Here is a 12918-nt window from a genome sequence, read left to right on the forward strand (position 1 = left end):
GTTTTATACGTTGTTTTTTCGTATTTGAACATTCCCTCTTTATTTCATTTACGATAAAAGAAAAATAAGGAAGGTCATACACATGGCAGTTGAAACAGAACGTGTAGGAGCCAAGGGTGGCATGGAGCACTCTTTTGGTTTTACAAGAGTAGATGAAACACAAAAACAATCCATGGTGGATGGTGTGTTTCATTCTGTTGCTGAAAATTATGACAAGATGAATGATATCTTATCCTTAGGGCTACACCGTGTGTGGAAAAATTCCATGATTTCTTGGCTTTCCCCACCAGCACTTTCTCATTGGAAAGTTCTTGATGTCGCTGGTGGTACAGGTGATATTGCTTTTCGTATTCTTAATGCTTCACGCCAAAAAGCCCATGCTACAGTGCTTGATATTAATGGCTCAATGCTCAACGTTGGCAAAAAACGCGCACAAAAAAATGGTCTTGCTCCTCTGATTGATTTTGTTGAAGCCAATGCAGAAAATCTACCTTTTGAAGATCAAAGCTTTGACGCTTACACTATTGCTTTTGGAATTCGCAATGTTCCTCATATTGATCAAGCTCTTAGAGAAGCTTTTCGTGTTTTAAAGCTCGGTGGACGTTTTTTATGTTTAGAATTTTCAAATGTCGAGATGCCTTGGCTCGATAAAATTTATGATCTTTGGTCTTTCCATGCTATCCCTAAGCTGGGTCAATTTATTGCAAATGATGGTGATGCTTATCGTTATTTGGTTGAATCTATCCGCAAATTTCCTAAGCAAGATGATTTTGCCCATATGATCAAGCATGCGGGATTTTCGCGGGTATCGTACCGTAATCTCACCGGTGCGATTGCAGCACTGCATTCAGGTTGGAAAATTTAAAAATGGTGCAAATTTCCCCTTACTTTCAATTGATGCGTGCAGGATGGGTTTTAACACGTGAAGGTGTTTTAAGTGCTCTTCCTCATGATGACCTTCAAGGATTTCCAGCGCTATGTCATCGTATAGCGAGTGCATTAGCACGACGCAAAACAAAAAAAAAACAGCGTTCTGAAAATATTTCGTATGCCATTAATAAGCTTGGACCCTCTTACATAAAACTTGGTCAATTTCTTGCCACAAGACCTGATATTGTTGGGCGTGATATTGCGGAAGATTTGTCACAACTACAAGATCGTGTCCAAACATTTTCTTGCACTGCCGCTGTCGCTCAAATTGAAAGTTCTCTTGGTCGCTCTATCGATGATTTATTCATAAATTTTTATCCCCCCATTGCTGCCGCTTCTATTGCTCAAGTTCACCCAGCTGAATACAGTGATGAAACTGGTCATAAGAAAAAATGTGCTGTAAAAGTTATTCGTCCTAATATCAGAGCGCGTTTTTCTAAAGATCTTAGAGGATTCTATCTCATTGCTCACTTACAAGAGCGCTATATCCCTGCCTCTCGAAGGCTTCGTCCTGTTCGTGTGGTGGATACTTTAGCACAAACAACACGCCTTGAAATGGATTTACGGTTAGAAGCAGCAGCTATATCTGAAATGGCTGAAAATATTCAACATGATACAGGCTTTCGGGTTCCGCGTATTGACTGGGAACGGACAGGACGTAATGTTCTCACAATGGAATGGATTGATGGTATCAGAATATCCGAAATTTCCAAACTCAAAGAAGCAGGATTTGATTTGCAGGCGCTTGCCATTACGCTTATTCAATCTTTTCTTCGTCATACATTGCGTGATGGTTTTTTTCACGCCGATATGCATCCTGGTAATTTATTTGTAGATGCAAAAGGATGTATTGTTGCTGTTGATCTAGGCATTACAGGAAGACTTGGCAAAAAAGAAAAGCATTTCCTTGCTGAAATTCTTTACGGCTTTATTACCCGCGATTACCATCGGGTTGCACGCGCCCATTTTGAAGCAGGTTATGTTCCTTCATACCATAATATTGAAAGCTTTGCGCAAGCCAACCGCGCTATTGGTGAACCAATACACGGACAATCAGCACAAAGCATTTCCATGGCTAAATTGCTCACTTTATTGTTTGAAGTCACTGAATTATTTGACATGCAAACGCGACCTGAACTTTTATTGCTGCAAAAAACGATGGTTGTCGTGGAAGGTGTTGCCCGCACATTAGACCCCACTTTTAATATGTGGAAAGCTTCTGAACCTGTTGTCAAAGAATGGATTAGTAAAAATTTAGGGCCCGTAGGCGTTGCAAAAGACTTTAGTGAAGGAGCGCAAGCTCTCCTTTCGCTGGCACGCAAAACACCACAATTGGTTCAAAATTTCCAACGGATAGAAGAAGATTTAGATCAAATGAGAAAAACAGGTTTTAATCTTTCTCCTGCCACCCTCAAACAACTTGCTGTCGAACAAAGTCGCAGAAACCGTTATGGTCGTTATAGCCTTTTCATCATTGCGCTTTGTTGCGTTTGTCTCACTTTTTACTTTTTTCATCTTTTCTAATTTCCTTAATATGCTAAAAATATCAATAATGAAATCATTGCAATCATTTTATTTCTTGGAGGTATTTTATGGCCAGTATTACTATTCGTAACCTGTCTCCTGAAACCAAAGAAGCTTTGCGCATACGCGCCGCGAAAAATGGTATTTCTATGGAAGAAGAAGTCCGACGCCTTTTAAGCAATCCCACTCCTTACACCACACAACTCTCTCATACTAGTGCTGTTGAAGTGCAATCATTGAAATCAAAATCTCTCCTTCTTATTATTGGAGGAAGTATTGCATCCTATAAAGCACTTGATTTGATGCGCCGTTTACAAGAACGTGGAGCACACTTAAAAGTTGTAATGACAAAAGCAGCACAAAAATTTATTACGCCTTTAGCCGCTGAAGCTTTAAGCGGTAGTACTGTATATACTGATTTATTTTCACGCGAAGAAGAACACGATATTGGACATATCCGATTAGCACGTAATGCTGACCTTATTATTTTAGCCCCTGCTACAGCCAATCGCATTGCAAAAATAGCCAATGGCATAGGAGATGATCTGGCTGATTGCATCCTTTTAGCGGCACGCTGTCCACTCTTAATTGCACCTGCTATGAATCCGTCCATGTGGGCGCATCCGGCCACTATTCGCAATGTTGCACAACTGCGCGCAGATGGCGTTCATATCATTGGACCAGAAATCGGAAATATGGCTGAACGTGACGAGATAGGATATGGGCGCATGAGTGAACCTTTAACGATTGTCGCTACCATAGAGGCTCTTTTGAATGTGCATGAAAAACCTCTCTCTGACCGCCATTTCATCGTTACCTCTGGCCCTACCCATGAACCAATTGATCCGGTGCGTTATCTTGCTAATCGATCTTCAGGAAAACAAGGTCATGCCATCGCAACCGCTCTTGCGCATTTGGGTGCAAAAATAACACTTATTTGTGGACCTGTTAATCTTGCAGACCCACAAGAAGTAAAAACCATTCATGTTGAAACAGCACAACAGATGTTACAAGCCGTTCAAACCGCATTGCCTGCTGATGGTGCCATCTTCGTTGCCGCTGTTTGTGATTGGCGCAGTCAAACGCAGTCTTTACACAAAATTAAAAAGAATGCTCATAAAATACCACCATCCCTTCATATGGTCGAAAATCCTGACATTTTAGCAACGATTGGACACGCTCCAAATCGCCCCTCATTGGTCATTGGTTTTGCTGCTGAAACATGTGATATCATTGCCAATGCGCAAAAAAAATGTGTTGAAAAAGGAGCTGATTTCATTCTTGCTAATGATATTTCTCTTCAACTAGATGGCACAAGTGTCATGGGTGCTGATACAAATCAAGTTTATCTCGTGAGTAAGGAAAAAGTTGAACAATGGCCCCATATGAGTAAACAACACGTAGCGCAAAAATTAGCAAACATGATTGTATCATTTTTTGCCCCCCAAACACCTACTCCTCATGAGGAAAATATACCCCATTTCAAATAATAACCCTTCAAATGCATTCATATTAAAACACCTTATAAAATAGAACTAACAATAGGTGTCTATCTATCTCGATTAGTATACAATATTTTGATTTATAGTGATAATCTAGCGTTGTTCATATTAAATTAGAATCCCGAATATCGTAAGATTCTCTCATTTCAAATCTCTCTCATGTTGAATCAATAAAAACCATTTTCTTGCACGTTGCAAAGAAGGATAGCCGTATGAATACAAAACGTTTAAGAAAGAACTAAAAACGCTTATAATGGACCGTCTCAAGAACAGAGCTGTCGAGCAATACTGAGAGAATGATGGTGCCCGCCGTGCTCTTTTATTAAGTGTAAAGATAGTGGTGCCCTATAAGTTTTATATTATTCACGAGAGCTTTACCCTTATACCATTCACAGGCACTGTTGGGAAATGTTTCTTTAAAAAATTGCCATAGTCTTCATACAAAAGTAGGATCTATTGCACCACTGTCTCCCCAGCTTATAAAAAAACAAGCTATCATTCACTTTGCCTATTATCAATTTTGAGAAAGCTCTTGCACTGAATAAAATTTATAAAAGCATTTTCTTTCTTCAATGTTTTTATCCCGATATTGCTCCTATTTATGATGTGCAAGTAAATGATTTTGATTATTTCATGATGAGAGCAGCTAATGAGAAAATATGACAACTTTATTTGAAGCTCTTATTCACTATGAAAAATAATGTAATAAATCAATGTATTTTAACATCTCAATACAATTTGAAGCATATCTTACACTGATGCTCATAAAGAGTGTAGATAAAATTCATTGCACCACTGTCTATAAGTTTATGAAACTGACGCCTTTATTATTTTCCTCAGTGATCGGTCTTTAAAATTAAATGTGTGTGTCCTCTCTCCAGCATACCAAGACCACAAAGACTAGAATTTGATCCATGATATCCTCACATTGTGATGTTTCATGAGAAGCATTTTTAGTCCTTTATCGAAAGCTTTGTATCCATACATTGGTCTCGCCTATAATGTGCAAGTAAATAATTTTTTGATGTTGAATAAAGGCTTTGAAATTAAAGAATATTTCTATATTTTGGATTCTTATTCAAGTTGAAAATGATCAATTCTCTTCATAAATTAGTGGTGTTATTATCTAAAAATTATTTGATACATTGCACCACTTGTATGAAAAGTGCTTCAATGAATTCTACTTCATTGCACTTATAGCTTTTAAAATTCAAAATCTCATCATTTTTAATCATCAGTGGTGTCTCCCACTCTTTGCTTCTTCTCAAGAAATTACCCTTCCATGGGATATGGACGATCAATCGCCTAAGCTTATTTTCCACTTCTATCATATTAATTATTCTGTTGCCCAAATCAGAATATCTACAAGCTACTACGTTACTCCGATTCCATTGAACTCAATATGTTTTGAATAAAAGCGAGAGGCAAAAGCATGCCGCCAAATAGTATAAAAGTACAGAGCATTAGGAATTGTACAAAACAATTAAGCACGTAGATAAACGAAGTTAGACAACACTACTGAATAAATAGAAGTCAACAACTTTCCTCCCAAATAGTTCTTATTCCTTAATTTTTCACATATATCATATAAACGCAATAACCTGCACTCTGTAGAAAAATATTAAAAATTTCTTCTACAACAGCTGCTTTTTAAATTCTTCTTGATTTTTAAAAATCAAAATTTCTATTTATTCAAATTTTATTTTAAACAAAGAAGCCTTAGCCGTTTTTTATAATGTTCTTGAAAAGAAATCTTGTAATTCAAAAAATAAAAAATTACACTGTGCATTCTTTAAATATATTTCTTGTTTTTTTGCTTCTTTCCTTAGTTTATTAATCTATGATTTTTACTGCTGCCTATCGTGCTTTACAACGTCTTCTGACCTCGCAATATAGTATTATGATACTGAAAGCATTGGGGATTACTTTTTTCATTCTCGCCATTTTATGGTTATGTGTGCACCAACTTTTTGTGTCTTACTTTTGGCCCTGGATTGCTCAGTTTCTTCCTGGACTCCCTAGTTGGGCGGGATGGATTGGTTTTAGCGTGCTTATCATTTTTAATCTTGGTTTGGCTCTTTTGTTGGCTTTTTTGATTGCACCAATCGCAGCTATGATTGGTGGTTTTTTCATTGACTCTGTTGCTGAAATCATTGAAAAAGAGGATTACCCAAACGAGCCTATTGGACAAGCTTTGCCGTTTCAGCGTTCTCTTATCATTTCCTTTAAATTTGTTATTTTAAGCCTTCTTGGTAATGGAATTGCTTTTATTTTATTCTTCATACCAGGTATTAATTTAATCGCTTTTTATGTTATTAATGGTTATTTGCTTGGTCATGAATATTTCTTGTTTGCTGCTTATCGTTTTCGAACAGAGCAAGATGCACGTGCTTTTTTACATACTCATTATACAACGGTTTTTGGTGCAGGATTATTGATAGCGCTTTTTGTTTCGATTCCAATTCTTAATTTATCAACACCGCTTTTTGCAGCCGCCTTTATGACATATTTACACAAAATGCTTTCCCAAAAGACCATGGCACGCATTACACAAAAATAATGTTACTTGACTTTAAGGCTAATAAAACTTGCCAGCCAAAGAAAGCATAATATTAAAATCTTATGCTTTATCTTTTATTAAAGCAATATATTGATTTATAAAGATAATTTATCGTTTCATAACATGAGTGAAAAACCTAAATATCATGAGGCTTTCTCATTTTAATCCTATCCATATTGGATCAATTGAAATCGTTTGTTAATATGTCATAAACGAAGGTGGTGTGTGGATAAAAGTACTTTCAAAAAGGCCTGAAATATCTTTTATAAATCTTTCAATGCAAACATTTTCGTCACATTAAAAACTGGAAAAGAGTATGATGGTATCGATTTGTACCTTCTATTTCAGTAAAAATGAAGAGCATAATGTATTTTATACCATTCATGGAGAGTGTACACTCTTCTGAGCACCGTCATAAGAGAGTTTTGGGGATTATTGAAAAATGTCTGTGTAAAACAAGCACATGAATGAGTAATATGATAGCATTTTTGAGGGTATTCTATTTTAATTGTGAAAAGCGCGCGCTTTAAAAAAACCTTTTGAAAAAAATCTTGCTCTGATGTTAGCGTTTCGCTAATATGGTGTTATCATATACATTATCTTAAATGGATTATTTTAGCCTTGTTAACGCCTTATATTATAAGGTTTCTTTTCTTCAAAACTGTTGATACGAATGATTAATTGGATATTCATTTTTATTGAAAAATAAGGGGGTTGTTAACCATCGCAAGGAGTGAATTTTAATACCAAAGTAAAAAAATAAAAACATGTAAGTTCTTAAACTTATGAGAAATTTGTTATAGGGAATACTCTTCATAGATATGATTGTTATGATATTGGAAAATTAAAAAATTAAAAAACAAGCTATACGTACACTGATAAAAGTATTAAATAGGCTTCTTTGTTACACCGGTAAAGCAAATGTGACTGCTTAGGTTCATATTCTTTCAAATTATGCGAAAGATGTGTAATATTTAAAGGAAGGTTATAAAGATGAACTGGATTACAAATTATGTTCGTCCTAAAATTAATTCTATATTGGGGCGCCGTGAAATTCCAGAAAATCTATGGATTAAAGATCCTACCAGTGGTGAAATGATCTTCCATAAAGATCTGGAAGCTAATCAATTTGTCGCTCCCAATTCTGGCCATCATATGCGTATCAGCGCTAAAAATCGTCTCATGCATTTTTTTGATGATGGTGTTTATACAGCTCTTGAAAATCCAAAGGTTGTAACAGATCCCTTAAAATTTCGTGACGAAAAACGCTATATTGACCGGTTAAAAGATTATCGTTCTAAACTTGGTGTTGATGATAATATTTTAAGTGCACGTGGTACGATTGAAGGCTTACCAATTATTGCAACTGTTCAAGATTTCGCCTTTATGGGTGGATCACTCGGTATGGCTTCAGGAGAAGCTATTATTAAAGCTTTTGATACTGCCATTGCCGAAAGGCGCCCGTTAGTTCTTTTTTCTGCTTCTGGTGGCGCACGCATGCAAGAAGGAACGCTCTCGTTGATGCAAATGCCTCGTACAACTGTAGCGATTGAAATGTTGAAAGAAGCAAAACTTCCCTATATTGTTGTGCTGACTAATCCAACCACCGGTGGTGTTACTGCTTCTTACGCCATGCTTGGTGATATTCACATTGCCGAACCTGGCGCTATGATTGGTTTTGCTGGTCCACGTGTGATTCAACAAACTATACGTGAAACCCTACCAGAAGGCTTTCAAAGTAGTGAATATCTGCTCGAACATGGTATGATTGATATGGTTGTATCGCGTTTAGAAATGAAAACAACAATTGCGCGTCTTTTACGCTTGATGATGAAACGCCCTGCTGTTTTTAACCCTTCCGATCCATCCCCAACAGACTTTCAAACATCGCTTTCTAGGACAAAAGCAGCTTAAGTTTATGCAACAAAGCCAAATACAAAGGGTGGTGGATGATTTACTAAAAAATTATCCGAAAAAATTTGATCTTTCTTTAGAGCGTATTATTCACCTTTTAGAGCGTCTTGGTAATCCGCATTTAAAACTTGCCCCTATTATTCACATCGCTGGAACAAATGGCAAAGGATCTGCCTCAGCAATTTGCCGTGCTCTTTTAGAAAGTGCAGGATACTGCGTTCATGTCTATAGCTCACCTCATCTCGTCAACTGGAATGAACGCTGCCGGTTAGGTCAAAAAGGAGGTGGTCAACTTGTTACAGAAAACCAATTGGCTGAGATAATCCGTGAAATTATAAAAGTAAATCGTCAAGAGCCGATTACTATTTTTGAAATTTTTACAGCCGCTGCCTTTATGCTGTTTAGTATACATCCAGCTGATGTTGTCATTTTAGAAGTTGGTTTGGGAGGACGTTTTGATGCTACCAATGTCATTAACAAACCAGCTGTATCGCTTATTATGCCCATTGATTATGATCATGAAACCTTTCTTGGAAATACAATTGCTCAAATCGCTTTTCAAAAAGGAGGGATTATCAAACCAAATGTTCCAGTAGTCATCGGGAAGCAAAATTATGAAGAAACTCTTGCTACTTTAATACCCCTTGCCGATAAAAATAAAGCACCTTATTCTCTATTTGATCAAGATTATCAAAGTTATAAAGAACATGGACGTATGGTTTTTCAAAACAATCAAGGTCTCATGGATCTTTCACTTCCTAACCTTATTGGAGACCACCAAGTTGCCAATGCTGGCGCATCTCTTGAAGCAGTTTGTCAAGCGGGTTTTCAACTTTCAGAACAAACCATAAATGACGCTTTGAAAAATATCTATTGGCCCGCACGGATGCAACATCTTATCCAAGGACATTTGGTTGATCAACTGTCTCCTAATATTGATTTATGGTTAGACGGTGGTCACAATCCTGCTGCTGGAAAAGTTATTGCGGCAGAACTTACACAATGGAGAAAAAAAACAGATCGTCCCATTATTATGATTGCTGGTATGCTCAATACCAAAGATGCTGTTGGTTATTTTCGTTCCTTAGCGAACCTTGTCGATAAAATATATACGATACCGCTGATTAACAATAATGCCGGTATCTCTCCAATAAAATTAGCTGAATCAGCGCAAAAAGCAGGAATCTTTGCTACTCCACAAGCGCATCTACAAGATGCTTTGCATAAGATTAGAGCCGAATATAAAGAGGCAATTGTCCTTATTAGTGGTTCCCTTTATCTTGCGGGCGATATTTTGCGTGACAATAAAACACCTCCGTGCTAAAAATCGATTATTTTAAAAGCGTTGAAAGATAGACTTTTTAATCATGCAACTTGATTGTGCACTTTATCAACATCCTAAACTTGTTACTGTTTTTGGCGGATCTGGTTTTGTAGGACGACATGTCGTTGAAACTTTGACTAAGCGGGGATATCGCGTTCGTATCGCTGTTCGTTGTCCACAAAAAGCTTATTACATGCTCCAAATAGGAGAAGTAGGACAAACCCAAATGCTTAAAACGGATATCAAGCATCGTGCTTCTGTTGCACGCGCGTTGCTTGGAGCTGATGCGGCAGTGTTTTTACCTGGTAGCTTAAAACAAGCAAATCAATCGAATTTTAAAAACACACAAATTGATGGTGCTTACAATGTTGCTGAATTAACAGCACAAGCTGCTATTCCACTCATCTATATGTCAGCACTTGTGGCTAACGAGAATGCTTCATGTCTTTATGCACGTGTTAAGTTTATGGGTGAACAAATCGTTCATAACAAGCATCCTCAAGCAATTATTATCCGTCCATCCGTTATCTTTGGACCAGAGGATTGTTTCTTTAACACCTTAGCAGATTTGTCACGTTTTTTACCAATTATGCCTCTTTTTGGGGGTGGGCAAAGCAAATTGCAACCCGTGTATGTTGGTGACGTTGCTGAGTTTATCGCGCGCACTTTAGATGGACAGGTTGCTTGGGGAAAAAATTATGATCTTGGTGGTCCCCAGATTATCACCTTTCAAAATACTCTTGAAAATATACTCAAAATTATTCACCGTAAAAAAACAATCCTATCCATGCCCCTTTCTGCTGGTCTATTGATTGGAGGAATTTTGGGAACTATCGGTAAATTGCCTTTTGTACCAACACTCGTAACAGCCAATCAGATACGTTTTTTGCAAATGGATAACATTGTTTCTAAAGAGGCTATAGAGAATGGATATACTCTAGAAGGTGTGGGAATTACTCCCAGAGCAATGGCTGCATTCTTGCCAAGTTATCTTTGGCGATTTCGTCCACATGGTCAATTTTCGCAAAACTTATTCGTCTAGAATAAATTTTTTCAAAACTGAGTTAATTATTTGATTTATAATTTATAGCTCGTTGTTAGCGATTCTGAAATCAGAATGCTCAATAGAGTAATGTTTTTGCGTTTTAAATGCTCTATTCAGTATCACAAAAAATGTTTAATCGTATACCTATAGTATTTTGATAAAAATCGTTGAAAACAAGAGAAAAGCACTTCTTATAAACTGTCTTTATCCAAGAGCAGATGCAACATTGGAATCCTAAAGAACCGATTCTGAATTGCCTATTCATAAATATGATAACCTATGACTTTGCATTATATTATTTTGGTAGAAAGCTTAATAATGAGATTAAAGTAGGGTAATACTTCCTTTTTCAACAACCGCATAAGCGCGTAGAATATAAGTATTCTACTTTCGATATTATCCCATAAAAAATCGATATAAAAACTGTGAAGCAATGCACAATTTTTATTATTTAAAAGGTATTCTCTCTGGAGATTTTTAAAAGCTTTAAAGTTACGTGAAAAGGATAGAGTTTTGTTTATATAAATAAGACTTATCATGAAGATCTCTTATTCTTTCAGTAACATCATTACTCAGATTCATAAATGCATATTTGTTGCACAAATTTATGGAGATTTTAAAAGAGCTTTTTCACATAAAGAAGTCCTCTTCTTGTCTTGCATTTTTTTTTAATTTCTCCTACCGTCTTGGAAAAACTTATTTTAAAGGAATAAAGAATGGCAGCTCAAGATTTTGTTGTCAAAGATATTGCACTTGCCGCTTATGGTCGTAAAGAACTTGATATTGCTGAAACTGAAATGCCTGGTTTGATGGCTTGTCGCAAGGAGTTTTCCTCTAATCAACCTTTGCGTGGAGCGCGTATTTCTGGCTCATTGCACATGACAATTCAAACAGCTGTTTTAATTGAAACATTAAAAGCAATTGGCGCCGATATACGGTGGAGCTCTAGCAATATTTTTTCTACGCAAGACCATGCAGCAGCAGCTATCGCCGCAACTGGTATTCCTGTATTCGCCGTTAAGGGTGAAACATTGGAAGAATATTGGACTTATATAGATGCAATTTTCCAATGGCCAGATGGTAATCCTTCCAATCTTATTTTAGATGATGGCGCTGATGCCACAAACTATATTTTAATGGGAAGTCGTGCAGAACAAAATAAAGATATCCTATCGCATCCCAAAACAGAAGAAGAAGAAATTTTTTTCAAACAAATACAAAAGCGTATTGATGCAACGCCAGGATTTTTTACACGACAGCGCGCAGCAATTAAAGGTGTAAGCGAAGAAACCACAACAGGTGTAAACCGTCTTTATCAGTTACAAAAAGAAGGGCTTTTGCCTTTTCCTGCTATTAATGTCAATGATAGCGTCACTAAATCAAAGTTTGATAATAAATATGGATGTAAAGAATCATTGGTCGATGGTATTCGACGTGGAACAGACGTGATGATCGCTGGTAAAACTGCCATTGTCTGTGGTTATGGTGACGTAGGAAAAGGTTCAGCAGCATCTCTTTCTGGTGCTGGGGCTCGTGTTAAAGTAACAGAAATTGATCCTATTTGCGCTCTTCAAGCAGCTATGGATGGCTATGAAGTTGTTAATTTGGATGATGCTGCTTCCAGTGCTGATATTATCATCACGACAACAGGCAATAAAGATGTTGTTCGTTTAGACCATATGCGACAAGTAAAGGATATGTGTATTCTTGGCAATATTGGTCATTTTGATAACGAAATCCAAGTCGCAGCCCTTAGAAATTTGCCATGGACAAATATTAAACCACAAGTTGATATGATCACCTTTCCCGATGGAAAACGCATCATTTTGCTCTCTGAAGGGCGTTTGTTAAACCTCGGGAATGCGACTGGGCATCCCTCTTTTGTCATGTCAGCCTCGTTTACTAATCAAGTTTTAGCGCAAATTGAACTTTTTACCCGTGCAGAACACTATACAAATGAAGTCACTGTTTTGCCTAAACATCTTGATGAAAAAGTTGCACGTCTACATCTTGATCGGTTAGGAATAAAATTAAGTGTTTTATCAGAAGAACAAGCCGCTTATATTGGAGTCACACCACAAGGACCTTATAAACCAAACCATTACCGTTACTAAACATT

8 protein-coding genes are annotated in these 12918 nt (G+C 37.0%); all 8 read left to right on the plus strand.

The genetic code is table 11. The annotated features are described in order from the left end of the window. The first annotated feature begins 82 nt into the window (after window positions 1-82). The 8 genes from ubiE to ahcY all read left to right on the plus strand — a co-directional run bounded on the left by ubiE (window position 83) and on the right by ahcY (window position 12913). Window positions 83-865, plus strand: a complete 783-nt coding sequence (gene ubiE / locus ACFIKG_RS02030; protein ID WP_375626170.1) for a bifunctional demethylmenaquinone methyltransferase/2-methoxy-6-polyprenyl-1,4-benzoquinol methylase UbiE — start codon at window positions 83-85, stop codon at window positions 863-865. 2 nt (window positions 866-867) lie between these two features. After that, window positions 868-2454, plus strand: a complete 1587-nt coding sequence (gene ubiB, locus ACFIKG_RS02035) for a 2-polyprenylphenol 6-hydroxylase (RefSeq protein WP_375625488.1) — start codon at window positions 868-870, stop codon at window positions 2452-2454. 68 nt (window positions 2455-2522) lie between these two features. Next, complete coding sequence (gene coaBC / locus ACFIKG_RS02040) at window positions 2523-3944, plus strand: bifunctional phosphopantothenoylcysteine decarboxylase/phosphopantothenate--cysteine ligase CoaBC (protein WP_375626168.1); 1422 nt, start codon at window positions 2523-2525, stop codon at window positions 3942-3944. Between the two features lie 1852 nt (window positions 3945-5796). Then, window positions 5797-6516: a sulfate transporter family protein gene (locus ACFIKG_RS02045; protein ID WP_375625490.1), complete on the plus strand. Its 720-nt coding sequence runs from the start codon at window positions 5797-5799 to the stop codon at window positions 6514-6516. A gap of 993 nt (window positions 6517-7509) precedes the next feature. Beyond that, entirely contained in the window at window positions 7510-8430 is a 921-nt protein-coding gene (gene accD / locus ACFIKG_RS02050) for an acetyl-CoA carboxylase, carboxyltransferase subunit beta (protein ID WP_375625491.1), read from the plus strand. Window positions 8431-8434: 4 nt separating this feature from the next. Beyond that, window positions 8435-9754 carry a bifunctional folylpolyglutamate synthase/dihydrofolate synthase gene (locus ACFIKG_RS02055; protein ID WP_375651656.1) on the plus strand — a complete coding sequence of 440 codons (1320 nt, stop codon included), beginning with the start codon at window positions 8435-8437 and terminating at the stop codon, window positions 9752-9754. A 43-nt stretch (window positions 9755-9797) separates the two neighbouring features. Continuing rightward, window positions 9798-10796, plus strand: coding sequence for a complex I NDUFA9 subunit family protein (locus tag ACFIKG_RS02060; protein WP_375625493.1), 999 nt, complete (start codon window positions 9798-9800; stop codon window positions 10794-10796). A gap of 719 nt (window positions 10797-11515) precedes the next feature. Next, the gene (ahcY, locus tag ACFIKG_RS02065; protein WP_375651657.1) at window positions 11516-12913 is read left to right on the plus strand and encodes an adenosylhomocysteinase; all 1398 of its coding nucleotides are present in this window, start codon (window positions 11516-11518) and stop codon (window positions 12911-12913) included. Window positions 12914-12918: the final 5 nt, after the last annotated feature.

It is taken from the genome of Bartonella sp. LB28NMGDW, from assembly GCF_042194435.1.
GTDB lineage: Bacteria > Pseudomonadota > Alphaproteobacteria > Rhizobiales > Rhizobiaceae > Bartonella > Bartonella grahamii.